Annotated in this window: 21 protein-coding genes; 9 read left to right on the top strand and 12 right to left on the bottom strand. The window is 70.1% G+C overall.

Annotated elements, in window-relative coordinates; genetic code table 11:
• Positions 1 to 718 (bottom strand): DEAD/DEAH box helicase (locus tag OXS49_RS15625; protein WP_267425459.1); only part of this gene is annotated, 718 nt, incomplete at its 3' end.
• The gene (locus tag OXS49_RS15620; protein ID WP_244005737.1) at positions 715 to 1,671 is read right to left on the bottom strand and encodes an alpha/beta hydrolase; all 957 of its coding nucleotides are present in this window, start codon (positions 1,669 to 1,671) and stop codon (positions 715 to 717) included. The genes OXS49_RS15625 and OXS49_RS15620, both read right to left, overlap by 4 nt.
• A 277-nt stretch (positions 1,672 to 1,948) precedes the next feature.
• Between OXS49_RS15620 and OXS49_RS15615 the strand changes: the two genes are divergently transcribed.
• Both OXS49_RS15615 and OXS49_RS15610 read left to right on the top strand, forming a co-directional pair.
• On the top strand, positions 1,949 to 2,302 hold the full coding sequence (locus OXS49_RS15615) for a DUF6460 domain-containing protein (RefSeq protein ID WP_244005735.1): 354 nt from the start codon (positions 1,949 to 1,951) through the stop codon (positions 2,300 to 2,302).
• An 85-nt stretch (positions 2,303 to 2,387) separates the two neighbouring features.
• Positions 2,388 to 3,752, top strand: coding sequence for an MATE family efflux transporter (locus OXS49_RS15610; RefSeq protein WP_267425449.1), 1,365 nt, complete (start codon positions 2,388 to 2,390; stop codon positions 3,750 to 3,752).
• A 40-nt stretch (positions 3,753 to 3,792) separates the two neighbouring features.
• Here OXS49_RS15610 and OXS49_RS15605 read toward each other — a convergent pair whose 3' ends face one another.
• Positions 3,793 to 4,146 carry a hypothetical protein gene (locus tag OXS49_RS15605; RefSeq protein ID WP_267425448.1) on the bottom strand — a complete coding sequence of 118 codons (354 nt, stop codon included), beginning with the start codon at positions 4,144 to 4,146 and terminating at the stop codon, positions 3,793 to 3,795.
• Between the two features lie 218 nt (positions 4,147 to 4,364).
• Here OXS49_RS15605 and OXS49_RS15600 point away from each other — a divergent pair, with 218 nt between their 5' ends.
• A complete protein-coding gene (locus tag OXS49_RS15600; RefSeq protein WP_244005729.1) occupies positions 4,365 to 5,258 on the top strand; it encodes a CoA ester lyase in 894 nt (297 codons plus the stop codon).
• 272 nt (positions 5,259 to 5,530) lie between these two features.
• Here OXS49_RS15600 and OXS49_RS15595 read toward each other — a convergent pair whose 3' ends face one another.
• The 4 genes from OXS49_RS15595 to OXS49_RS15580 all read right to left on the bottom strand — a co-directional run bounded on the left by OXS49_RS15595 (position 5,531) and on the right by OXS49_RS15580 (position 9,676).
• Positions 5,531 to 5,800 carry a hypothetical protein gene (locus OXS49_RS15595; protein ID WP_267425447.1) on the bottom strand — a complete coding sequence of 90 codons (270 nt, stop codon included), beginning with the start codon at positions 5,798 to 5,800 and terminating at the stop codon, positions 5,531 to 5,533.
• Positions 5,797 to 8,094: an FdhF/YdeP family oxidoreductase gene (locus OXS49_RS15590; protein WP_267425446.1), complete on the bottom strand. Its 2,298-nt coding sequence runs from the start codon at positions 8,092 to 8,094 to the stop codon at positions 5,797 to 5,799. Before OXS49_RS15590 ends, OXS49_RS15595 begins: the two co-directional genes overlap by 4 nt.
• A 158-nt stretch (positions 8,095 to 8,252) precedes the next feature.
• Positions 8,253 to 9,329, bottom strand: coding sequence for a quinone-dependent dihydroorotate dehydrogenase (locus tag OXS49_RS15585; protein WP_267425445.1), 1,077 nt, complete (start codon positions 9,327 to 9,329; stop codon positions 8,253 to 8,255).
• Complete coding sequence (locus OXS49_RS15580; RefSeq protein ID WP_267425444.1) at positions 9,326 to 9,676, bottom strand: DUF952 domain-containing protein; 351 nt, start codon at positions 9,674 to 9,676, stop codon at positions 9,326 to 9,328. Before OXS49_RS15580 ends, OXS49_RS15585 begins: the two co-directional genes overlap by 4 nt.
• A 313-nt stretch (positions 9,677 to 9,989) precedes the next feature.
• Here OXS49_RS15580 and OXS49_RS15575 point away from each other — a divergent pair, with 313 nt between their 5' ends.
• The 3 genes from OXS49_RS15575 (at position 9,990) to OXS49_RS15565 (ending at position 13,178) form a co-directional block, all read left to right on the top strand.
• Positions 9,990 to 10,622 carry a helix-turn-helix transcriptional regulator gene (locus tag OXS49_RS15575; protein WP_243917142.1) on the top strand — a complete coding sequence of 211 codons (633 nt, stop codon included), beginning with the start codon at positions 9,990 to 9,992 and terminating at the stop codon, positions 10,620 to 10,622.
• 115 nt (positions 10,623 to 10,737) lie between these two features.
• Positions 10,738 to 11,835, top strand: coding sequence for an ATP-binding protein (locus OXS49_RS15570; RefSeq protein ID WP_267425443.1), 1,098 nt, complete (start codon positions 10,738 to 10,740; stop codon positions 11,833 to 11,835).
• Positions 11,836 to 12,212: 377 nt separating this feature from the next.
• On the top strand, positions 12,213 to 13,178 hold the full coding sequence (locus OXS49_RS15565; protein WP_244005716.1) for a TIM44-like domain-containing protein: 966 nt from the start codon (positions 12,213 to 12,215) through the stop codon (positions 13,176 to 13,178).
• A gap of 39 nt (positions 13,179 to 13,217) precedes the next feature.
• Here the strand turns inward: OXS49_RS15565 and rsmA are convergent, their stop codons facing one another.
• The 5 genes from rsmA to lptF form a co-directional block, all read right to left on the bottom strand.
• The gene (gene rsmA / locus OXS49_RS15560; protein WP_267425442.1) at positions 13,218 to 14,096 is read right to left on the bottom strand and encodes a 16S rRNA (adenine(1518)-N(6)/adenine(1519)-N(6))-dimethyltransferase RsmA; all 879 of its coding nucleotides are present in this window, start codon (positions 14,094 to 14,096) and stop codon (positions 13,218 to 13,220) included.
• Positions 14,093 to 15,205 (bottom strand): 4-hydroxythreonine-4-phosphate dehydrogenase PdxA, encoded by a 1,113-nt coding sequence (gene pdxA / locus OXS49_RS15555; protein WP_267425441.1) that lies wholly within the window; start codon positions 15,203 to 15,205, stop codon positions 14,093 to 14,095. Before pdxA ends, rsmA begins: the two co-directional genes overlap by 4 nt.
• 60 nt (positions 15,206 to 15,265) lie before the next feature.
• Positions 15,266 to 17,845: an LPS-assembly protein LptD gene (locus OXS49_RS15550; RefSeq protein ID WP_267425440.1), complete on the bottom strand. Its 2,580-nt coding sequence runs from the start codon at positions 17,843 to 17,845 to the stop codon at positions 15,266 to 15,268.
• 77 nt (positions 17,846 to 17,922) lie between these two features.
• Positions 17,923 to 19,011: an LPS export ABC transporter permease LptG gene (gene lptG, locus OXS49_RS15545; RefSeq protein ID WP_244005707.1), complete on the bottom strand. Its 1,089-nt coding sequence runs from the start codon at positions 19,009 to 19,011 to the stop codon at positions 17,923 to 17,925.
• Positions 19,012 to 19,018: 7 nt separating this feature from the next.
• A complete protein-coding gene (gene lptF / locus OXS49_RS15540; RefSeq protein ID WP_267425439.1) occupies positions 19,019 to 20,179 on the bottom strand; it encodes an LPS export ABC transporter permease LptF in 1,161 nt (386 codons plus the stop codon).
• A 199-nt stretch (positions 20,180 to 20,378) separates the two neighbouring features.
• Here lptF and OXS49_RS15535 point away from each other — a divergent pair, with 199 nt between their 5' ends.
• The 3 genes from OXS49_RS15535 to OXS49_RS15525 all read left to right on the top strand — a co-directional run bounded on the left by OXS49_RS15535 (position 20,379) and on the right by OXS49_RS15525 (position 24,510).
• Positions 20,379 to 21,890 carry a leucyl aminopeptidase gene (locus tag OXS49_RS15535; protein ID WP_267425437.1) on the top strand — a complete coding sequence of 504 codons (1,512 nt, stop codon included), beginning with the start codon at positions 20,379 to 20,381 and terminating at the stop codon, positions 21,888 to 21,890.
• Between the two features lie 34 nt (positions 21,891 to 21,924).
• The gene (locus OXS49_RS15530) at positions 21,925 to 22,656 is read left to right on the top strand and encodes a hypothetical protein (protein WP_267425435.1); all 732 of its coding nucleotides are present in this window, start codon (positions 21,925 to 21,927) and stop codon (positions 22,654 to 22,656) included.
• A 153-nt stretch (positions 22,657 to 22,809) separates the two neighbouring features.
• Positions 22,810 to 24,510: an AMP-binding protein gene (locus OXS49_RS15525; protein WP_244005792.1), complete on the top strand. Its 1,701-nt coding sequence runs from the start codon at positions 22,810 to 22,812 to the stop codon at positions 24,508 to 24,510.
• Positions 24,511 to 24,616: the final 106 nt, after the last annotated feature.

Genomic DNA, 24,616 nt, shown 5'->3' with positions numbered 1-24,616 from the left:
CGGCGCTTTCTCCTGAATCGTCGCGCTGCCCCTCTCCCCCCCTGCTGCGCAGGGTACCCTCCCCCGCGGAGGGGGGAGGGAGGGGCTGGTTCTGCGGCACCAGATACTTCCGCAATTCATCCGGCTCGCGCACCGTCGCGGAGAGCCCGACCGCCGCGAGTCCCGGGCTCAGCCGGTGCAGCCGGGCCATCGCCAGCGACAGCAGATCGCCGCGCTTCGACGTCACGAGCGCGTGCAATTCGTCCAGCACCACGCAGCGCAATCCCGAAAAGAACTCAGCCGCCTCGCGATGGGCGATCAGCAGCGCCAGCTGCTCGGGCGTGGTCAGCAGGATGTCGGGCGGCCGGCTGATCTGACGGGTGCGCTTGTGGGCCGGCGTGTCGCCGGTGCGGGTCTCGACGCGCACCGGTAGATCCATCTCGGCGATCGGCGCATCGAGGTTGCGGGCGATGTCGACCGCCAGCGCCTTCAGCGGCGAGACGTAGAGGGTGTGGAGCCCCTTGGGCTTCAACGTCTGCGGCCTGCGTTCCGCGAGGGCGACGAGGCTCGGCAGGAACCCCGCGAGCGTCTTGCCGGCCCCGGTCGGCGCCACCAGCAGGGCCGAGCGGCCGGCCCCGGCGATCCGCAGGAGATCGAGCTGGTGCGGCCGGGGGGCCCAGCCGCGCGCGGAAAACCACGCCCGGAACCGCTCCGGCAGGATCTCCGCCGGGTCGCTCAGGCGAGCGCCATCAGGAAGCGGTCGATCAACTCCAGGGCCTGCTCACTGATCGGGCTCGGATAGCGGGCGAAGACGTGGCAGCCGCCGGGATAGATCGCCGTGTGGCCGCCATTCCCCGCCGCCGCCCAGCGCGCCGACATGTACAGCGTATCGTCAAGCAGAGGATCCCTGGTGCCGATCGTGAACAAAGCGGGCGGGAGTCCCTTCAGCTCGGCATAGATCGGCGACACGTCCGGCCGGCGGCGGTCGATCCCCTCGCGGACATAATCATCGGCGAACCGCGTCAGGTCGCGGGTGTTCACGACCAAGCGCTCCTCGCCCCAGTTGCGCACCGAGGGGGTGAGACCGAGGTCGAAGAACCCGGCATTGAGGTTGGCGCCACGGAAGGCCCGCGTCAGGTTGTGCTTGTCGCGCAGCCGCAGCAGCACCATCACGGCGAGCTGAGCGCCCACCGATTCACCCCCGATGGTCAGGGCGTTGATGCCGAATTCGGCCTTGCCGGGCCCGGCAAGCCAGAGAGCCGCCGCCTCGCAGTCGAGGAGGGCGGCCGGGTAGGGATGCTCGGGGGCCAAACGGTATTCCACCGACAGCGCGACGAACCCGCAGGCATCGGCGATCCGCTCCAGCCAGGGATCCTGCTCGTCGGCCGCACCCCAGACCCAGCCGCCCCGGTGGATGTGCAGGTAGGCCCCGCGCAGCTTGGTGCCCGCCTTGGGTTTGATCACGCGGATCTTGAGCGGACCGCCGGGCCCGTCGATCGTCAGCCACTCGGCTCGGGCGCTCTGCGGCATCGCGGGCGCGGCCTTCGTACCGGCCCGACGGCGCGCGCGCACCTCCGCGATCGACAGCGACCAGGGATCGGGCAAGGCCGCGTGGGCGGCCACGATCTCGGCATTCAGCCGGGTGATCTCGGGATCGATCGTCGCCGGGTCGAACAGGGCGTGGTCGATCATCGTGCGTCTGGTCCCGTCGGCACTTCAAACCCCTCGGCAACGTACAGACCCGGGAGGTTTTCCCACGGCCATCGTAACACACGCCGGGCATTCCTCGGACGCGCCTCCCGCCGCGCCGGACATCTTGGCGAGGTGATCGCCACTTGCCATGTCGAGAGCGCGGGAGAAATTAGCCAACGCTCGATCGCCCAACGGGTTTCGATGCGGTGTGACGTCCTGGCCACGGTTCCGCCCGCTTCATCGCCGATCGAACGGCACAGAGTTTCACGAGGACACGATGCTCGTCGATCATCAGCGGCACCGGCGGGACGACACACACCACACGGTGCCGCCGGGCGCCTACGGGCCGGATTCCCATCGCCCCCGGGACTCGACGCTCCGGCGCTTCCTCGGCGGCTCGCCCGCCGGCGTGATGGCGCGCCTGCTGTTCCTGTCGATCCTGGTCGGCGCCTTCATGTCGATGCTCGGCGTGACCCCGGGGCGCCTGTTCTGGCACCTCTATGACTCGACCCGGGCGCTGCTGGAGGTCGGCCTTGCCTCGCTGCACGATTTCGGCGGCTGGATCGTCGCGGGGGCGATCGTGGTCGTGCCGCTCTGGTTGATCGCGCGGCTCTTCGCCGTCTCGCGCTGACCGGCAGCCCACGCGTCGGCGCGCGTTCAAGATGGTTTGCGTCCGCGTGGGTTCACGAATCGTTCGTGCCCGCTAAGCTTGCGGCATGACGACCGTGATCCCGCGCCTCGACCGACCGACGCATCGCCGGGTGCTGGCCCTCGCCCTGCCGATGACGCTCGCCAACGTCACGACGCCGATGCTCGGCTTCGTGGGTGCGGCGGTGATCGGCCGGCTGGGCGACGCGGCCCTGCTCGGGGCCGTCGCGCTCGGCGCGGTGATCTTCGACGCGATTTTCTGGTCCTTCGGCACCCTGCGCATGGCGACCGCCGGGCTGACCGCGCAGGCGGTCGGCGCCCGGGATGACCGGGAGGTCGACCGGATCCTGGCCCGGACGCTGGCGGCGGGTGGACTGATCGGCCTCGTCCTCGTGACCCTGCAGGGCTTGATCGGGCCGATCGCCTTCGCGATCAGCGGGGCGAGCGACGCGGTGCGCGCCGGGCTCGCCACCTATTTCCACATCCGCATCCTGTCGGCACCCTTCGTGCTGGCGAATTACGGGGTGCTCGGCTCGGTGCTGGGCCGCGGCCGGACCGATCTCGGCCTGCTGCTCCAGGTGGCGATCAACCTGATCCATATCGGGCTGACGCTCGCCCTGGTCCTGGGCTTCGGTTTGGGGCTGGCCGAGGCGGCGCTGGCCACGGTCTGCGCGGAAGCGCTGGGATTCGGGCTGGGGCTGGTCGTCCTGGGGCGGCTGGGCTCGCATCCGTTCCGGGTGCGCCTGCGCGACCTGCGCGACGCCGCAGCCCTGCGCCGGACGCTGAGTGTCAACGTCGACGTGATCCTGCGGACGCTCGCGCTGATCACCGCCATCGTCCTGTTCTCGGCACTCGGGGCCCGGCAGGGCGACGTGGTGCTGGCGGCCAATTCGGTGCTGTGGAATCTCTTCCTGATCTGCGGCTTCTTCCTCGACGGCTTCGCCACCGCGGCCCAGACGCTGTGCGGGCGCGCGGTGGGCGCCCGGGACGAAGAGGCGTTCCGCGCCTCGGCCGCTTTGAGCCTGCGCTGGTGCCTCGGTTTCGGGCTCGGGGTGAGCCTGCTGTCGCTGGTCGGCGGCCCCGCCTTCATCGACTTCGTCACGACGAACGCGCTGGTACGCGAGACCGCGCGGGCCTATCTGCTCCTGGCCGCTCTGGCCCCGCTCGCGGCCGCGGCGCCGTTTGCCTATGACGGGATCTATATCGGGGCGACCTGGACGCGGGCGATGCGCAACCTGATGCTGTGCGCCCTGGCTGTCTACGTCGCGACGCTGGCGCTGGTGCAAGCGCTCGGCCTCGGCAATTTCGGGCTGTGGCTCGCCTTCGTGGCGTTCCTGGGCGCCCGCGGGTTTGGTCAGGCCGTCGCGTACCCGGCGCTCGCCCGCGCCACATTCACGTCCGGTATCCCGCAATCCCTTCGGAATGCAGCCTGAGGCGCCGGGAGCGGGTTAGGTCGACCGTCGCACCGCCCTGTCAGCGCGGGTCCTTCCACGTGGTGGCGACGGGGGCGGGCGCCTCCGCCGCTGCGGATCGTTTCACGGAAGGCGCCTCCCGCGGCACCGCGGCCTCCGCCCGGCGCGGGAGGGGCCGCCGCGAAGCTGCATCGCGGTAGCGACGGCCACGCCGCACGCGGCGGTGCCGCCGTTCCGTCGAATGACCGACGAAGCCACCGACCACGGCCCCCGCGACGGCACCGATCGGTCCGCCGACCAGAGCGCCCGCGACGGCCCCGGAGCCGACCCCGAGCGTCGTCCGGCTCTGCGCGCCGGCCGGTCCAGGCACGGCGAGTGCGCCGACCAGAACGAAGGCGGCCAGAACTTTGCGCATGTCAGAGATTCCACAGTCCGAGATTTGAATACGGGCCGCTTTTAATCGTCTGAACATGACCAAACCGCGGCTTCGACTCTCGAAGATTGAGGCTGGTGTCAAACCACGGCGGAACTCACGAAACCGTACCTCTGGGGGTGTGGCGCGCCGCGCGACGTGCTTTAGGGTGCGCTGCAACGACGACGGGCCGCGCGAGCGGCCGCACGCGGGAGAAGCCCATGGCCCTGACGACCGACCTGCGCCTGCGCCGGAGCGTGCTCTACATGCCCGGCTCGAACCAGCGGGCGCTCGACAAGGCGAAGACGCTGCCGGTGGACAGCATCATCCTCGATCTCGAGGATGCGGTCGGCCCGGAGGAGAAGGAACTCGCCCGCACGCAGGTCTGCGCGGCGGTCAAGGGCGGGGAATACGGCAGCCGGGAGCTCGTGATCCGGGTCAACGCGCCGCAGACACCCTGGGGCGAGGCGGATCTCCATGCCGCCATCGAGGCCAAGCCCGACGCGATCCTGATGCCCAAGGTCTCGTCACCAGCCGTGCTGGAGAGCATCGCCGACCGGTTGGAATCCCTCGATGCACCGGAGAACCTCGCGATCTGGGCGATGATCGAGACGCCGGCCTCGATCCTGAACATCCAGGAGATCGCCCGGGCCAAGCGCGACCCGCGCAATCGCCTGACCTGCCTCGTGCTCGGCACCAACGACCTCGCCAAGGACACCTGGGCGAAGATCGTGCCCGGCCGCGTGCCGATGCTGCCCTGGATGATGATGGCTTTGGCCGCTGCCCGGGCCGAGGGCCTGGCGATCCTCGACGGTGTCTACAACGACATCGCCGACACCGAGGGCTGCCGCGAGGAATGCCGTCAGGCCCGAGACCTCGGCTTCGACGGCAAGACCCTGATCCACCCGACGCAGCTGGAGCCCGCCAACACCTCGTTCGCACCGACCGAGGAGGAGGTGCGCCGGGCCAAGCTCGTGATCGAGGCGTTCGAGCGGCCGGAATACGCCAAGCGCGGCGCGATCAAGCTGGAGGGCCGGCTCTACGAACGGCAGCACCTCGGCGTGAACCGTCGGGCGGTGACCTGGGCGGAGGCCATCAAGGCGAAGGGGTTCTGAGGGGCGGGCGGACGGACGTGTTTCGTTCGCTGCGCCAGCGAAAGCCACAGTCCCCCCCTCGCCCCGCTTGCGGGGAGAGGGATGAGGACCTTGTCGTCGGCGCATCGAGGCGGCAGCCGAAGGTGAGGGGGCGATTCTGGAGGAGTCTCGTCCTAAATCGCCCCCTCACCGCCGCTGCGGCTTCGCCTCCGCTTCCCGCACGGACGACGAGGTCCATGCGGGCCTCTCCCCGCGCGCGGGGAGAGGGAGTCGCCGGCCGAAAATCCCGACCCTCAAACAGACACCACCGTAAATCGCGTCCGCTGCGTCCGCGCATCCCGGGCCGTGACGGCGATGTGGCCGCCTTCCTCAAGCCCGGCCAGCGCCCGCAGCACGAGCGCGTGCTCCACCCCGAAAGTGCGCGCAAAGGCGCGGCTGTCGCCCGGCAAGCCGAGTTCCAGCGACGCAAGAAGGCCGGCCTCGAGAGGCGGCAGCGTTGGGTGGGCCGCCGATACCCGGTCGAGGGCCGCGACGAACGCCGCTTCCCCGGGCGATGTGCTCACGCTGCCGCGCGCGCCTCAAGCGTCACCAGCACCGACTTGGAGGTCGGCGTGTCGCTCTTCTCGCCGAAGGTCGAGAGCGGCACGAGCACGTTCAGCTCCGGATAATAACCTGCCAGCGCACCACGGGGCATGTCGAACGGCACGAGGCGGAAATCCTCCGCGCGCCGGGTGATGCCGTCATCGTGCGTCCCGACGATGTCGACGCGCTCGCCGAGCCGGTCGCGGATCTCCACGAGGTCGTCGGGGTGGGCGAACACCACGCGGCGCTCGCCGTAGACGCCTCGGTATCGATCATCCAGGCCGTAGATCGTGGTGTTGTACTGGTCGTGGCTGCGGAAGGTCTGCAGCACGAAGGTGTCGTTCGTCTTCCGCGCGGCCTGATGCTCGGTCTCGTCCGGCAGGGCATCGGCGGAGAAATTGGCCCGGCCCGTGGCGGTCTCGAACACCCGCTCGGCCGCGAGGTTGCGGAGCTTGAAGCCGCGCGGCTTGCGGACCCGGCTGTTGTAATCCGAGAAGCCGGGGATCGTGGCGCCGATCGCCGCGCGGATCCGGTCGTAATCGGCCGCGAAACCGGGCCAGTCGATCGTTGCGGTACCGACCGTCGCCGCAGCGATCCCGGCGATGATGGCGATCTCCGAGCGCAGCTCCTTCGAGGCCGGCTTGTTGATGCCGCCCGAGCCGTGAACCATGCTCATCGAATCCTCGACGGTCACGATCTGGGTCTTGCCCTCCGCGTTCCGGTCGATCTCGGTGCGGCCGAGACAGGGCAGCAGGTAGCCGACCGCGCCCGGCACGAGATGGCCGTGGTTGAGCTTCGTGGCGATGTGCACGGTGAGCCGGCATGAGGCCAGAGCCTGCGCCACCACCGGGGTATCGGGGGTCGCCCGCAAAAAGTTGCCGCCGAGCCCGATGAAGGCCTTGGACGTGCCGTCCCGCATGGCCCGGATCGCCGCCAGCACGTTGTGGCCGTGCCGGCGCGGCATGGCGACCCCGAAATGCCGCTCCAGCGCATCGAGGAAGTCCGCCGGTGGCCGCTCGTTGATGCCGACCGTCCGATCGCCCTGCACGTTGGAATGGCCGCGCACCGGGCAGAGCCCCGCGCCGGGTCGGCCGATATGGCCGCGCAGGAACAGGAGGTTGGCGATCTCGCGGATCGTCGCCACCGAGTGCCGGTGCTGGGTCACGCCCATGGCCCAGGTCGCGATGACCCGCTGAGCCCCGAGATAGACATCCGCCATCGCGGCGATCTCGTCCATCGTGAGGCCCGACTGGTCGAGGATCGCCTCCCAGGCGGTCGCCTCGACGGCGGCGCGGTAGGCGTCGAGCCCCGCGGTGTGGTGCTCAAGGAACGCCCGGTCGAGGAGCGAGGGCCGGCCGGCCGCCAGCGCCTCGGCGTCGCGGGCGAACACGATCTTGGCGATGCCCCGGAACGCCGCCATGTCGCCGCCGGAGCGCGGTTGCAGGTAGTGACTGGCGATCGCGCCGCTCGAACCGCGCAGCATCTCGACGGTGTTCTGCGGGTCGGCGAAACGCTCCAGCCCGCGCTCGCGCACCGGGTTCAGCACCACGATCTCGGCGCCGCGCTCGGCCGCCCGGCGCAGGTCGCCGAGCATGCGCGGATGGTTGGTGCCGGGATTCTGGCCGACGCAGAAGATCGCGTCCGCCTTCTCGAAATCCTCCAGCAACACCGTGCCCTTGCCGATGCCGATCGCATCGACGAGGGCCACGCCGCTGGCCTCGTGGCACATGTTGGAGCAGTCGGGGAAGTTGTTGGTCCCGTAGGCGCGGGCGAAGAGCTGGTAGATGTAGGCGGCCTCGTTCGAGGCGCGGCCCGAGGTGTAGAACTCGGCCTGATCCGGGTGATCGAGCCCGCGGAGTTCCGCGCCGATCTCCGCGAAGGCCTCGTCCCAGCTCACCGGCAGGTAGCGGTCGCTTGCCGCGTCGTAACGCAGCGGGTGCGTGAGGCGACCCTCGCCCTCAAGGGCGTAGTCGCTCCAGGTCCGCAGCTCGGTGAGCGTGTGCTTGGCGAAGAAGGACGGCGGCGTGCGCTTGTCGGTCGCCTCCCAGGAGACGGCCTTCACGCCGTTCTCGCAGAACTCGAACGACGAGCCGTGCTCCGGGTCACCCCAGGCGCAGCCGGGGCAATCGAACCCGTCGGGCTGGTTCGCCTTCAGCAGGGCGCGGGCGCCCGTCAGGGGCGCGCGGCTGCTGAGCAGATGCTTGCCGCAGCTCTTCAGAGCACCCCAGCCGCCGGCGGCGGAGGAGCGCTTGGAAGACCCTTCAGACTGGGCCATGAACCGTCCTGAAATTGATGACACGAGCAATCTCGCAACCGCGAGATAAGCGTGTCTGCGCCGCCCTCACAATGGCGTGCGGGCGCAGGCCCCTCATGCACGGGGCACAGGCTAAACGCCCGTTGTGCAAAGTGTTTCTAAGGAATGATCCAGCGTATCTACGCGGCGCGGGCGAGATCACCCGCATCACGCCCGACCAGCGCGTCGAGTCGCGTCACGCCCGCCCGGTCCATCCGCTCCCGCAAGCCCGCCTTGATGCGCCCGATCAATCCCGGCCCGTCATACACCAGGGCCGAGTAGAGCTGCACGAGGCTCGCGCCGGCCAGGATCTTGGTCCAGGCGGCCTCGGCCGAGTCGACGCCGCCGACGCCGATCAGCGGCAGGTCTGTGCCGAGGCGCAGCCGCGCCTGGGCCAGCATCCGCGTCGCCGGCCCGAACAGGGGCCGGCCTGAGAGCCCGCCGGTTTCCCGGGCGAGCCCCTGCTCGGCGAGGCACGCAGGGCGCGCCACCGTGGTGTTCGAGACGACGAGCGCCTGCACGCCCCGGCGCCGGGCGGTGGCGCAGACGGCATCGAGGGCGTCCAGCGCCATGTCGGGGGCGATCTTCAGCAGGATCGCCGCGGACGCACCGGTCGCGTCCCGGGCCTCGACCGTGCGGGCGAGCAAATCGTCCAGGAACGCCTCGCCCTGAAGATCGCGCAGGCCTGGCGTATTCGGCGAGGACACGTTGACGGTGACGAAGTCGACCAGGGGCGCCAGGGTGGATGTGCACGCCGCGTAATCGGCCAGGCGATCGGCCGACTCCTTGTTGGCCCCGATATTGACGCCGACGATGCCGGGCCGACCGGCCCGGGCGCGCAGGCGGGCGGCCACGACCGCCAGCCCCTCGCTGTTCAAGCCGTAGCGGTTGATCACCGCGCGGTCGGCGGTGAGACGGAAGACCCGCGGCTGCGGATTGCCGGGCTGAGGCTGCGGCACGACGCCGCCGACCTCCACGAAGCCGAATCCGAGGCCAAGCAGCGCGTCCGGCACACGCGCGCCCTTGTCGAAGCCGGCCGCGAGCCCGACCGGATTGGGAAACCGGCGACCGAGGAGTTCGACGGCCAGCCGTTGATCGTCGTCGGGCCGGCGTCCGGCCGGCATGAGCGCCAGGGCGCGCAGGGTCAGATCGTGCGCGCGCTCCGCGTCGAGGCGGTGGAGCAGCGGCCGGACGAGCGGAAAGACCGTGCCGATCATGCCGGCAGGAGCCCGGCCGGGAACACGTGCCGGCCTTCCGCATCGAGGGGCAGCGCGTCTACCGACTTCACGGCATTGAGGGAGAGCGGGCCATAGAGATGCGGGAACAGATCGCCGCCCCGCGACGGCTCGTGGCGCAGGGCGTCGCCGAGGGCTTCCGCGTCGACGGCGATCAGGAGCAGATCGGCCTGCCCGGCGAAGTGGCGGGCCGCCGTCTCGGCCGCCTGGGCCGCGGTAGAGAAGTGGATGAAGCCGTCCTGACGGTCGATCGGGGCGCCCTCGAACCGCCCCGCGGCCTCGGCCTCCTGCCACAGATCACGCGGACAGATCTTATAGATGAGCGCCATCGAAGCTCCCCGAACCGTGGCGTGGATAGAGGTGCCGCCGACCTGCGGCAACACCGAGACGCCCCGCGATTCGAGGAGCGATTGCAATCTGCCGCCTATAGTTCTACTTTCCTACGACTAGGCGGCGCGTCATAGAGCAACGTCCGGGCCGGGATATCAGGCCGCGGCCGCGGCAGGTCTGATGTTTCCGTGCGTAACCGCGGGGTGCCGACCCTGCCCGGCGGGATATCGTCTTCGTGCCCCTACGACGGCCAGCCTCAAGCTGGCAGGATGGAGGCGCCGGCCCGCTCACGGTGAAGCCTTCGAGTCCGCCATGCTGTCGCACGAGCAGATCTGGAACGCCATCGACCGGCTCGCCGAACGGCACGGTTATTCGGCCTCGGGCCTTGCCCGCCGCGCCGGACTCGATGCGACGAGCTTCAACCGCTCCAAGCGTGTCGGTGCGGACGGGCGCAAGCGCTGGCCCTCGACGGAATCGGTCTCGAAGGTGCTGGCCGCCACCGGCTCCAGCCTGGACGAGTTCCTCCGGCTGATCGAGGCGCGGGAGATACCGGCCCGCACCATGGTCCCGCTGATCGGTCTGACCCAGGCCGGCGCCGGCCGCCTGTTCACCGACGAGGGCATGCCCACCGGCGGCGCGGGCTGGGAGGAGATCGAGTTCCCGGATCTCGGCGAGGAGCGTGCCTTCGCACTCGAGATCCAGGGCGATTCGATGATGCCCCTGTTCCGCGACGGCGACGTGCTGATCGTCTCGCCGACCGCAAGCGTGCGCAAGGGCGACCGCGTCGTGGTCCGGCTGCACGGGGGCGAGGTGCTGGCCAAGGAACTGAGGCGGCGCACGGCCCGGACCGTGGAGCTTGCCTCTCTGAACCCCGAGCACGCGGATCGGGTCCTGAATCTCGGCGAGGTCGCCTGGATGGCGCGGGTGATGTGGGTGCGGCAGTAGAGACCTTCGGCTCGACCGAAGGCCCCGATCGTCACAGACGGCTTGGCCGCGGCGGCGTTCGCCGTTATCGCTGGCCCGTCGCGGGCCTCCCGCATCCGCTGAGCGCGAACGCAGCATGGCGCAACCCGGGACGGATCCCCACGCGGAGGCGCTGTCGCCCGAGACACGTGCGCTCTTCGACGCCCTGCCGACGCCGAGCCTGCTGCTCGATGCACAGGGCCGCATCCGTCACGCCAACCCCGCCCTCGAACGCCTGACCGCGCAGCCGGCGGAGGCGCTCGTCCGGCAGGGGCTCGACCTCATCAAGGCCCCGCACGCGCAGACGCCGCACACACCTGATCCCGCCCGCGACGGCGCGCAGGAATTCCCGGCGGCGCGGGCGGACGGGACGAGTTTCTGGGCCTGCCTGACCACGGTACCGCTGCCCGGCACCCCGTTCCGGATCGGCCAGATCCTCGACATCACGACGCGCCGCGAGGCGGAGGGTGCGCTCGCCCTGTCCCGGCAGCGCGAGGCGCTGGGGCTCCTGACCAACAGCGTCGCCCACGAGTTCAACAACTTCCTCCAGATCCTGATCGGCTACATCGACGGCCTGAAGCGCCGGCTCGGTGACCGCCAGGAACCGTTCATCCAGCGAGCGATCTCCCGCTCGGCCGACGCCACCGAGCGGGCGGCCATCCTGACGCGCCAGCTCCTCGCCTATTCCCGCCGCATCGCCCCGGACGTGCGGGCGGTCGATCTCGATGCCATCGTGGCGGATCTCGCGGCGCGCATCGCGCCCGACCTGCCCGCCGGGATCCGCCTGACGGTCACGCCCACCGCCGGCCTGCCGCGGGCGATCAGCAACCCGACCCAGATCGAGTTCGCCGTGCGGCACCTCGTCGCCAATGCCTGCGAGGCGATGCCTTCCGGGGGTACCCTGACGCTCTCGACCTTCCGGATCGACCCCGGCGACCGGGCGATGCAGCATCCGGGGGAGGGCAGCGTCGGCATCCTGGTGGCCGATACCGGGCAGGGCATGTCGCCCGAGATGCTGGCCCGGGCGCTCGCCCCGTTCCAGACCAGCCGCGAAGCCGGCCGCGGCGCGGGCCTCGCGATCGTCCACGGCCTGATGAAGCGGCAGAACGGGACCATCACCCTCGACAGCCGGACCGGCGCGGGGACGGAGGTGCGTCTATCGTTCCCGGCGGCACCGGACCGGACGCTGCATTGAGCGCTCTCCGCCGGAGTGGAGACCGGTTCGGCGCATGAGCGCGCTTCACAACAGGCGCGGAGAGCCGCGCGCGATTGCGACGCGCACGGTACATGACAGTGATGCCAGCCTCGCCGGATGAGGCGGAGGTTCCCTCTCCCACACGGGCGAGGGGGCCTGTCGCGCTTGCCAACCCTGTCCGGCGGACGCATGTCGCGTATCGCGTGCAACGCGATCGGGCACGGCCCTAAATCACCGTGCGCCCTGCCGGATCGGCCATGAGCAACAGCGAACGTCACCGCGCCGTCGCTGACGCAGGACTAAAACCCGCGCTCAGCCGTTCCCATATTGTTGCTGGCGCTCCGCGCCGTTCGGTTCTCGTCCCCAGGGGCCTGTTCATGTTGACTCAGATTTCGCGCCGCCGGCGTGTGGCCGCCCTCCTGGCGCTGGCCACCGCGCTGACCGTCGCGGCGCCCGTCGTCGAGGCCCGTCCGGGCGGCGGCGGCTCCATGGGCTCGCGCGGTTCGCGCACCTTCAACGCGCCCTCTGCCACGCCGACAGCGCCGGGCGGCGGCATGACGATGCAGCGTTCGCAGACGTCTCCGTCCCCCGGGATGGGCAGCCCCGGTATGCAGGCCCCCGCGCAGGGTCGCCGGTTCGGCGGCGGCTTCTTCGCGGGCCTGCTCGGGGCCGGCCTGATCGGCGCGCTGCTCGGCGGCGGCTTCTTCGGTGGCCTCGGCGGCCTCGCCTCGATGATCGGCCTGCTGTTCCAAGTCGGGCTGGTCGTGGTCGTGGTGATGCTGGCGCTCCGCTTCTTCCGCCGCCGGAACGAGCCGGCCGGCGCGGGTGCGCCCTACGCGCGCTCGTCCCTCGACGGCCAGCAGGGTCCGACCGGCCCGATGGGCGGTGCACCGGGCGGTCCCGGCGCCGGAATGTTCGGCGGCCAGCGCCCGCCGCAGAACCGCCCCGTGCAGATCGGTCCGAACGACTTTCAGGCGTTCGAGCGCCTGCTCGGCGATATCCAGGACGCCTACTCCCGTGAGGATCGCGTCACGCTCGGCAACCTGTCGACGCCCGAGATGGTCAGCTACTTCGACGAGGAGCTGCGTAACAACGCGTCCCGCGGCGTGGTGAACAAGATCACGGACGTGAAGCTGCTCCAGGGTGACCTCGCGGAATCCTGGGGCGAGGATCGCACCGACTACGCCACCGTCGCGATGCGCTACGCCCTCAAGGACGTGATGGTGGAGCGGGCCGGCGGCCGGATCGTGAGCACGGATTCGTCGGAGGCCACCGAGTTGTGGACCTTTCAGCGCCAGCCCGGCCGCGGCTGGGTGCTGTCGGCGATCCAGCAGACCCGCTGACCGCACTGCGCCCCGGCATGCGCCGGGGGGCTGCTTACCTCAGGCCGGCGCCGCCTCCGCGGGGCCGGCTTTTCTTTGGGCGTCCCACAGGTTGGCGAGGTCCACGAACCCCGACACCGGGATCTCCTCGGCCCGCGCGGTCTCGGCGAGGCCCGCGGCCTCCAGAAGGCGTCCGGCCTCCGGTGTCAGGGCCTTCAGGCTCTGGCGCAGCATCTTGCGGCGCTGGCCGAACGCCGCACGGGTCACCGCCTCGAGCGCTCCGACGCGGCAGGGCAGGGGCTCCCGTCGCGGCACCAGCCGGACCACGCTCGACGTGACCTTGGGCGGCGGCACGAAGGCCGTGGGGCTGACATCGAACAGGATCTCGGCCTCGCTGCGCCAGCCGCACAGCACGCCGAGGCGCCCATAATCCGCCCGCTGCTCCGGCCCGGCGACGATCCGCTCGGCCACCTCGCGCTGGAACATCAGTACGGCCTGATCCCACCAGGGCGGCCACGCCGCACCGTCGAGCCAGCCCGTAAGCAGAGCCGTGCCGACATTGTAGGGCAGGTTGCTGACGATCCGGGCCGGGCCGGACCCGATCAACGGCCGCGGATCGAACACCAGTGCATCGGCATCGACCACCTCCAGGCGTCCGGGATAATGAGCGGCGATCTCGGCCAGCGCCGGCAGCGCGCGGGGGTCGCGCTCGATCGCCACGACGCGGGCGGCGCCCTCGGCGAGCAGCGCCCGGGTGAGCCCACCGGGTCCGGGGCCGACCTCCACCACCGTGACGCCCTCCAGCGGCCCGGCGGCGCGCGCGATCCGGCCCGTCAGGTTGAGATCATACAAAAAGTTCTGGCCGAGCGCCTTCCGGGGTTCGAGCCCGTGCCGGGCGACGACCTCGCGGAGCGGGGGTAGACCGTCGCCGGCGCTCACAGCTCGTCCTCCGGGTCGAAGTGCCGGGCGCCGGCGGGTCTCGGCCGTCCGGCATAGACGTTGAACGGGATGACCTCGCCGCCGGGCGTCTCGGCGGGATCGGCGGCGTTGGCAGCGAGCCGGGCGGCCAGGCGCAGGGCCGCCATGAGGCTGTCGGGCCGCGCGATTCCCTGGCCGGCGATGTCGAAGGCCGTGCCGTGGTCCGGCGAGGTGCGCACGAACGGCAGGCCCAGGGTGACGTTCACCCCGTCGTCGAACGCGATGGTCTTGATCGGGATCAGAGCCTGATCGTGGGTCGGCGCCAGGGCGACGTCGTAGGCTGCCCGGGCGCGGGCGTGGAACAGGGTGTCGGCCGGGAGCGGCCCCCGGATGTCGATCCCGGCCGCGCGCAGCCGCGCCACCGCGGGGGCGAGCACGTCGCGATCCTCGTGGCCGATCGTGCCGGCCTCGCCGGCATGGGGGTTCAGGCCAGCGAGCACGAGGCGCGGCTCCGGCAGCCCGAATCTCTGCCGCAGATCCCGGGCGACGATGGTGGCGGTTTCCTCCACCAGGTCCTGCGTGAGGAGGCCGGGCACATCCTTCAGGGGCACGTGGATCGTCACCGGCACGACCGAGAGCCCCGCGCTCCAGATCATCATCACCGGCCGCGGCGGCGTGCGCCCGGGGGGCACCGACAGGGCCGCCAGGAACTCGGTATGGCCGGGATGGGCGAAGCCGGTCCGGGTCAGAACGAACTTGGCGATTGGATTGGTGACGACGGCACTGGCGCGGCCGGCCTTCACGAAGCCCACGGCGGTGGTGATCGACTCGATGGTCGCGCCCGCGTTGACGGTGTCCGGAACGCCAGGCTCGGCGCTGACTTGGGCGCCGCTCGGCAGCGGCACGACCGGCAGGGCGCTGGGAAACACCTCGGCGGCGGTCTCGGGATCGACCTCGGCCACCGGGACGAGGCGGTTCAGGCGGTTCGCGAGGCGCTCGATGAACGCCGGATCGGCCACTAGGAAGAAGGGCGGCAGCGGATCGGCACCGCCGCGCGCGAGCCAGGCGCTGAGCGCCAGTTCCGGACCGATTCCGGCGGGGTCTCCGAGGGTGAGGGCGAGGGGCGGCATGGAGGGTCTATAGCGCCCGCCGGACGCGGGCGCATCCGCGTCGCCGCCGTCCGGCGGCGATTACCGCACCGAGGCGATGCCGTCCGCGGTGGTCGCGGTGCCGACGTTCTGGCGCAGGTCCGCCTCGCCCAGCGTCTTCAGCTCGACGCGCAGCAGCACCGTCTGGTTGCGCTCGCGCACGCCCGTGGCGGTGGCGATCGGCGAGTTGATGTAGTTCAGCGAGACCGTGGTGCACTCGTCTTGGTAGCCGCCGCCGAAGCTCGCCCCGGAGAGGTAGAACCGGCCCGGATTCTGGTAGGTCGGCACGGTCCCGATCGGGTTCACCAGATAGGAGGCCAGCGCGTCCTGATAGGTGTTGCGGACGTCGAGGTAGTGCGTGAGGTCGACCAGCAGCGAGCCGGAGATGAACCAGTTCGGCGTGATGTTGTAGGTGGCGGTGGCGGTGACGCCCTCGCGGTAGTGGCTGTAGCCCAGCAGCGGCTGCGCCTCGTAGTACGAGTAGAACGCCGACAGGGTCAGCGGCAGGAACGGCGCGAACCGGGCCGTCGCACCGGTCTCCAGCCGCGCCACGTGGAAGTCGGACTGGTTGAACCGGGCCCGGGTGATGAAGGTGATGTTCTGGTTCGGCGAGACCTGGAACCGGCCCACGAAATCCGACCGTTGGGTTTCGAGCCCGGAATCGAGGCCGACATCGGCGATGTCGCCGCGGCGGAACGAGTTCACGCCCGCAAGCTGGACCGACTCGCCGAACAGCACGTTGGCGTACCAGCCCGACGGCGTCACGACGGAGTATTGGCCGCCGAGATTGGTGCGCACGCCGCCCTCGACCCGATCGTAGCCGGAGAACTTGTCCCACTCGAACAGCGAGGTGTCGTCGAAGACGAGGCTCTGCGCGTCCTCGTTCGGCAGGTGGCCGATCCGCGTCTCGGAGGGGCGGGCGATGATCTGTCCGATCGGCTCCAGGGTGTGGACGCCGAGGGCGCCGAAATTGGCGACGAACGGGTAGCGGTAGTCGAGGCCGATCGCCGGCATGACCCGGCCGGCCAGTCCCTGGTCGACATGGGCGATCTGCGGGACGAGGTTGTTCTGGTAGCCCGAGAAGTCCGTGCTGTTGAAGAACGCGTCAGTGCGCAGATAGGCGAAGGGCGTGAACTTCTGGCCCAAATCGTCGATGAAGCTGCGCCGCCAGGACAGCTCCGCGGAGGCGCGGGTGTTGTTGCCGGCGAGCCCCTGGATCGCGCAGGTGCCGCGCTGGAACACCGTGCAGGTCTGGTACAGCGGGAAGCTCACGCCGTTGACGCTCGGCGAGAACAGGTAGCTCGACGTCCGCGGCAGGCCCTGGAACTGCGTCGTTTCGCGGTTCAGGCTGGTGATGTTCGCCTGGAAGCGCACCTCGCCGCCGATCTCCGCGGGGCCGTTGATGCGCTTGTCGTAGTCGATCACCGGCGCGACGATCGGCTGCTGCTTCTGCCAGTCGAAGCTCGACAGACCCTTGAAGTAGTAGCCCCGCGCCTCGAACCACGAGCGGTCGCCCTGGCCGATCAGGTAGGCGGTCGAGGTCGCCTCGCGGAAATAATCCGTGGTGATGTTCTGGTTGCGGATCCGGTAATTGTCGAGGAACCACTTGTCGGTGACGCCGACGAGGTCCCAGCCGGCGCGCCAGCGCGGGTTGATGTAGAACCGGCCCTGGGACTCGACCGAGCCGCGGAAGTCCCGCTCGCCGGCGCCGAGCGGACTCGGCAGGAAGGCCGAGGGCGTGGTCTGCGAGATGCCGGACAGGCGCAGGTTGTAGAAGCCGTTGTCGACCCGCTGGCGGAACTCGCCCTGCGCCAGGAGACCCTGGCGGCTGAGCACGGTCGGCGTCAGGGTCAGGTCGTAGTTCGGCGCGAGGTCCACGAAATAGGGGATCGACACGCCGGTGCCGAGCGCCGTGGTGCTGACGAAGCGCGGCGTCAGGAAGCCGGTCTTGCGCTTCACCGTCGGGTCCGGCGCCTCGAAATACGGCAGGTAGGCGACCGGGATGCCGGCGAGTTCGAGCGTCGAGTCGTCGAAGTAGACCGTGTGAGTCTCGTTGTCGTGGATGATCTTCTTCGCCTTGATCTGCCAGAGCGGCGGCGTCTCGGGGTGGTCCTTGCAGGGCTCGCAGGCGGTGTAGCTGCCGGATTCGAAGCTCGTCTGCTCGCCGTTCAGGCGCTCGGCCCGGGGCGCGGAGAAGCGGGTGCGCACGGTCTCGAACTTGCGCTGCACCGTCTGCTGGCCGCGGAAGGCATCGACGAAGCCGGTCTTGAAGTCGTCGGTGAGTTCCATGCGCTCGCCGGTCACCACGCCGCCATCGGCTTCGGTGAGGCGGACGTTGCCCTCGGCGAAGACCCGGCCGGTGTTCCGGTCGTAGCGCACCCGGTCGGCCTGCAGCGTCCGGGGCCCGTAATGCAGCTCGGCATTGCCGCGCGCGGTCACCGTGCTGTGGTCGTTGTCGTAGATCAGCTCGTCGGCCTCGACGAGGAGCTTGTCGCCGGGCTTGCCGGTCCTGAGCTCCGGCAGGCCTTGCGCGTGCGCCGACAGGCCACCCGCCAGCGGCGCGGCAAGCGTCAGCATGACCAGGAGACCCGCCTTCCGCAGGATGTCGGCGACCTTACGCAACGCGTGTCCCAACCCCTGTGACGTCAACCGCCACCAACCCCACCACCGGTCTCCCTGCCCACGCGTGACCGCGAGCGTCAGCCGTCTTCCTGGTACAGAAGCGTGAGCGTACCGAGAAGACTGCCTACCACGGCGGGGAACCAGGCCGCCACCGGTGCGGCGACGAGACCGGACGCTCCGAGCCCCTCCATGACCTGTCGGATCACGTAGAGGGCGAAGCCGGCCGCGACGCCTCCGAGGACGAGTTTGCCGACACCACCAAAGCGGAAGAACCGTAAGGAAACGGTTGCAGCGACGATCACCATCGCAACGAAGAGGATGGGTCTTGCCCACAGGACATCGTACTGGAGGCGGTATCGGGTGGCGTCCAAACCGGCCCGCTCGGTCCGTGCGATCGTTGTGGGAAGTTGCCAGAAAGGCACAGATTCCGGGGGTGTGAAGCGCTGCCGGACCTGCCCGGGGTCGAGATTCGAGGCGATCAGGTAGGTGTCGAACGACTCAGGCGGCGCGTCCGGCGTGAGAACGCGCACATCGGTCAGTTCCCAGTAGCCGTCGTGGAGCGTGGCGTGGGCGGCCACCAGCTGGTCCACGAACTTGCCCGACGCGTCGAACGCGAAGACCGAAACGCCCGACAGGATCGTGGTGCCCTCGATCGCGGTCTCGGCGCGCAGGATCGCCTCGCCGTCGACGCCCTTCTGGCGGATCCAGAGATCCTTGCCGGAACTCGCCTTCGTGGCCTTGGCGAAGATCTTCGCCTCGATCTCGGTGGAGCGCTGCTTCAGCATCGCCGAGACCGGGTTGTAGATCCCGACCGCCGCCGCACCGAGGGCCAGCGCCACGAAGATCCCGGGCTGCAGGAACTGCCACGCCGAGATGCCGGCCGCCCGGGCCACCACCAGCTCCAGCTTGCGCGAGAGCTGAAGCAGGGCCGCCATCGAGCCGAACAGGACCGCGAAGGGCAGCACGCCCTCGGCCACCGCGGGGGTCCGGTAGAGGGAGAGCTGCGCCATCAGCCCGGTGGAGGCGCCCTGGGTCTCGCCGGCGCGGCGCAACAGCTCCACGAAATCGAGGGTGTAGACCAGCGCGAAGACGGTGACGAAGACGCCGAGCACCGTGCGCGCGAAGCGGGCGGCGAAGTAGCGCCCCAGGGTTGGGCCGATGAACATGGCCGGGTCAGGTCGCCGGCGCGAGGCGGCGGCCGGGCAGGAGACCCCGCAGCCCCCGCGCCACCGCAGCGTTGAACGCCCGCACCCGGGGGCCGAAGAAGATGACGAGGCAGGACAGACCGATGGCGAGCAGCGGCACGCCATAGACCGCCGCCACCGCTGCCTGGCTGCGCGCCGCCGCACTGACCGCCGCGAAGCCCGCGATGCGCAGCCCCACCACTGCGAGGATCGCCCCCGCGATGGCGAGCCCGCGCCCCTGGCGGGTGGTGCGGGGGTCGCCGAGCGCCGCGAACGCGATGAAGGCGAAGGCCAGCGGGTACAGGCAGGCGGAGAGCCGGTCGTGCAGTTCCGCCCGGAAGCGGCCCTTCTGCAGCTTGTAGTAGCCCTCGCTCGCATCGGGGAACAGGAGCTGCGTGGTCGAGCGCTCCCGCGGCTTGTAGATCGTGTCGGCATCCGGGGGCGCGAATGCCGCGAGGTCGATCGTGTAGCGCTCGAAGGTCAGGATCGAGGAATCGCGCGAGTCCGTCTGTTGCTGATGGACGCTGCCATTCTCCAGGATCAGGTAGCTCTGCCCATCGATATCGACGGCGTTGCCCCGGTCGGCGAGGTAGACCTTGGTCTTGCCGGCCTCGCGGCGGTCCTGGATGAACAGGCCCTTAAGGGTGCCGCCGGGTCCGCGCTCGCGGAAGTGGAAAGTGATGCCGTTGTCGAGCTGGGTGAACTGACCCTCCTTGACGACATTGGCGATGAAGTCGCCGCGCACCCGGGTGATGACGTCGCGCAGCTCCTGAAAGCTTGCCGGCATCACGACGACGACCAGGAATCCGATCACGAAGCTGACGATCACCGCGAGCCTGCGGAACGGGCGCAGGAGCGCCCGGGGCGGCATGCCGGCCGCCGACATCACGATCAGCTCGGAATCGCCGTTGAGCTTGTTGAGGGCGTAGATCGTGCCGATGAACAGGGCCACCGGGGCGATCACGACGATCAGCGTCGGCAGTGACAATCCCGTGACGAACAGGAAGACGAGCAGCGTCTGCCCCTTCGCGGTCACGAGATCGAGCTCGCGCAGGGCCTGCGTCAGCCAGATGGTGCCGGTCAGCCCGATCAGGCAGGCCAAGGTGGCCCCCAGGGCGATCCGGAAGATGTAGCGCTCGATCTGCCTCATCGGCCCGGCAGTTCCGCTTGTTCCTTCGCACCCTCGAGGCGGGATGACCCGACAAAAGGGGCGATTCGAGGGCTTTCGCGCCGCGTTGCGTTCTCCGTCTCAGCGGCTACACAGGGCGGATGGCCTGCGCGGGCACCGCGCGGCCTCGGTTTGCGGCTCCACACAAGCGGGCCATAGGGCGGCAGGGATGGCGGCGGGTATGGCGGACGGTATCGAGATCGGTTTCGGTCCCCTGGAGACGAGCGGGCCGGGCCCGGGTGGATCCGGCGATCTCGTGGTCTTCGTCGGCGACGACTTGGCCCTTGGATCAGCGGCCCGGGAGATCATCGGTGCGTCCGGCGCGGATCTCGTCACCCGCGCGGCCGCCTCGGAAAAATTCAAGGGCCGCTCGCTCAGCGCGATGAGCCTGCCGGCGCCCGCGGGCATCGCGGCGGATCGCCTCGTGGTCGTGGGCCTCGGCTCCGACAAGGACCGCGCCAAGACCGACTGGCCGGCGCTCGGCGGCTTCACGGCCGGCAAGGTCTCTGGCCGCACCGCCCGCGTGGTGCTTGACTGGCCGGGTGCGACGGTATCGGCCCGCGAGGCCGGCGAGTTCGCCCTGGGTGCGCGCCTGCGCAGCTACACCTTCGACCGCTACAAGACCAAGAAGAAGCCCGATGCCGAGGACAAGGCCGGGACGTCGCTGACCCTGCTGCTCTCCGACCATGAAGCGGCTTCCAGCGAGGGGGAGGGCGCCCGGACGCTCGCCGACAGCGTGATCCTGGCACGCAACCTCGTGAACGAGCCGCCGAACGTGCTCTTCCCCGAGGAGTTCGCCAAACGCGCCTCGGAACTCGGCACACTCGGCGTCGAGATCGAGGTGCTGGAGCCCGCCCGGATGCGCGAACTCGGCATGGGCGCGCTGCTCGCTGTGGCGCAGGGCTCCGTCCGCGAGCCGCGGATCGTGATCATGCGCTGGAACGGCGGCCCCGCCGGCGAGGCGCCCGTGGCGCTGATCGGCAAGGGCGTGATCTTCGATTCCGGCGGCATCTCGATCAAGCCGGGCGGCGGCATGGAGGACATGAAGGGCGACATGGGCGGCGCGGCCGCGGTGGTCGGGGCGCTCCACGCCCTCGCGTCGCGGAAGGCGCGCGCCAACGTGATCGGCGCCATCGGCATCGTCGAGAACATGCCTGATGGCGGCGCCTATCGGCCCTCCGACATCATCACCTCCATGTCCGGCCAGACCATCGAGGTGATCAACACCGATGCCGAGGGCCGGCTCGTGCTCGCCGACGTGATCACCCACGTGGTCCGCAGCTACAAGCCCAAGGCGATGGTGGACCTCGCGACGCTGACCGGGGCGATCATCGTGGCTCTGGGCCAGGACATCGCCGGGATGTTCTCGAACGACGACGCGCTGGCGGGCCATATCCACGCGGCCGGCGAGGCCACGGGCGAGAAGGTCTGGCGGATGCCGCTGATCCCCGCCTACGACAAGGCGATCGACTCCAAGTTCGCCGACATGAAGAACACCGGCGGTCGCCACGGCGGCGCGGCGACGGCGGCCTCGTTCATCAAGCGCTACGTCGAGGAGGTGCCGTGGGCGCATCTCGACATCGCGGGCGTGGCGATGTCGTCCAATGCCAGCGAGATCAACCGCAGCTGGGGCGCCGGCTGGGGCGTACGCCTGCTCGACCGGCTGGTGCGGGACCATTACGAGGCGAAGTAGGCTTGAGGCGCATATCGGCGGCGTGGAGCAACGCATGAGGCCTGCGCCGCCGACAGCGATTGAGCTGGCCGGCGCGGCTCCGGCTGCGGAGCGATGGACCGGCGCGCGGTTGCTGGCGGCGACCGGGCCGATCCTGGCCATGCTGCTCGCCCTGGCCCTGGTCGTAGCGACCGGTCTCAGCCAGCGCTCGGCGCTGCCGGAGGCGGTCGAACCCTGGGTGTTCGGCTATTTCGCCGGGCGATACCCACTCTTCATCTTTGCCCTCGTCTACGGGCTCGCCCATCTCGCCCGCGTGGCCGCCGGGCCGGGGCCGGCCTCCATCCCGCGGCGCATCGCGTTCGGCCTCGTGGGCGCGGTGATCCTGCTGCTGGCGGGGCTCTATCCGACCTTCGGCGGCGTGATCCTGCGCGCCGGCTTCGCCACCGGCGGGATGGCGTTCCTGACCCACCAGCCGCTGTGGCTGGCCTACGCGCTCGGAGCCGGCGTGGCGGCGGCCTTGTTCGGCGGCATTCTCGGCCTGTTCGCCATTGTGGCGAACTGCCCGCTACGGCCGCGGCTCAGGCGGTTCGGCGCGGGAGCACTCTCATTCCTGGCGCTCTGGTTCGGCGCGGCCGTCATTGGTCTGTCCGGCACGCTCGGGCTCGGCCCCTGGCCGCACCGGGCGCTGCGCATCGACGAAGCCGGCTTGGCCGCCCTTCTGCTGGTCGCCGCCGCCCTGCCGCACGCTGCGCTGACGACACTGCGCCGGCTTCGTCCGGCCTCCTGAGCGCACCGCCTTGCGAGGCGGGCGCCGTTCCCGCAGAGTCAGCCCGTTCCGCGTTGAGGGACTCGGCCGTCGAGAGCCGGGCCCGGGGGAGGCTTCACGATGCATGAGGCGAACGTGATCGATCACGGCGCGCAGGCGCTGCCGTCTGGACGGATGCCGCATTCACCGGCCGGCGACGAAGCGGCGCGGCCCTGGCTGGCGTCGTATCCCCCGAACGTACCGGTCGAGATCGATCTGGCGCAACTCGGCACCCTGGTCGATTTGTTCGAGACCAGCGCGGCGACCTTCGCGGACCGCCCGGCGATGCTGTGCTTCGGCTCGGCCATGACCTACGCCACGCTGAGCCAGCAGGCGCGCGACCTCGCAGCCTGGCTTCAGGCGGAAGGGTTGGCCAAGGGCGACCGCGTCGCCATCATGCTGCCGAACGTGCCGGCCTACGCGGTGGCGATCTTCGGCGTCCTGCTGGCGGGCGGGACGGTCGTGAACACCAATCCGCTCTACACGCCCCGGGAACTCACGCAGCAGCTCAACGATTCCGGCGCGCGGATCCTGATCGTCCTGGAGAATTTCGGCGCCACGGTCGCGTCCGCCCTGCCGGATCTGACGCTGAACCGCGTCGTCCTGGTCGGACCCGGGGACGGGCTCGGCCTGAAGGGCCGCGTGATCAACCTTGCCAGCCGGCACGTGCGCAAGGCGGTGCCGCCGTTCCGGCTGCCGGAGGGGCTCGCACTGCCCTTCGCCGCACTGCTCCGCCAGGGCCGCGCGCTGCCCCGGGCCACGGCCAAGGTCGGCCCGGAGGACCTCGCATTCCTGCAATATACGGGTGGCACCACGGGCATCGCCAAGGCGGCGATGCTGAGCCACCGCAACATCATGGCGAATGTCGAGCAGTCGCAGCTCTGGTTCGCCTCGAAGGATCCGAGCATCGAGCGCTGCGCCGTCACGGCGCTGCCGCTCTACCACATCTTCGCGCTGACCGCGTGCTTCTTCCAGTTCATGCGCAGCGGCGGATCGTGCCTGCTGATCCCCAACCCGCGCGACTGCGACGGGATGGTCAAGACGCTCAGCCGCTATCGCTTCACCTGTTTGATGGGCGTCAACACGCTGTTCAACGTGCTGATCAACCACCCGAAAATCGGCACGGTGGATTTCTCCCACCTCGATTTCGTGGTCGGCGGCGGAACGGCGGTCCAGCGTGCCGTGGCCGAGCGTTGGAAGGCGCTCACCGGCAACACGATCATAGAGGGCTACGGCCTGTCGGAAACGTCGCCGGTCGTCTGCGTCAACCCGCGGGGGATGCGCGAATTTTCCGGCACGATCGGCTTCCCGCTGCCCTCCACCGAGGTCTCGATCCGCGACGCGGCCGGCGCGCCGGTCCCGCCCGGGCAGCCGGGGGAGATCTGCGTGCGCGGCCCCCAGGTGATGTGCGGCTACTGGAACCGGTCGGACGAGACGGCCCGCGCCATGACGGCCGACGGTTTCTTCCGCACCGGCGACGTGGCGATCATGCTGCCGGACGGCCAGTTCAAGATCGTCGACCGGATGAAGGATATGATCCTCGTCTCCGGCTTCAACGTCTATCCGAACGAGGTGGAGGAGGTGCTCGCCGCCCATCCCGGCGTGCTCGAATGCGCGGTGGTCGGCAAGCCGAATGCGGAGACCGGTGAGATGGTGGTCGCCCACGTGGTGCTGAAGGATCCGTCCCTCGCGCCCGACGCGATCCGGGCCCATGCGCGCACGCAGCTCACAGGCTACAAAGTCCCGCGCCAGATCGTGCTCCACGAGGCCCTGCCCAAGACCAACGTCGGCAAGGTGCTGCGGCGGGTGCTGCGGGACGAGACGCCGGGGGCCTGATCACGGCCCGCGACGCCTGGACGCGTAACCGCCCAGCCGCACGCGCCGAAAGGTGAGGATGCGCTTGCAGCTCTGTCGGCCTGAGCCGATCTGTGAGTTGTAGGCC

Origin of the sequence: Methylobacterium sp. GC_Met_2 (assembly GCF_026540795.1) — a bacterium.
Taxonomy (GTDB): Bacteria; Pseudomonadota; Alphaproteobacteria; order Rhizobiales; family Beijerinckiaceae; genus Methylobacterium.
Note: the sequence above shows the minus strand (reverse complement) of the source record. Positions and strands in the feature narration are given on the sequence as shown.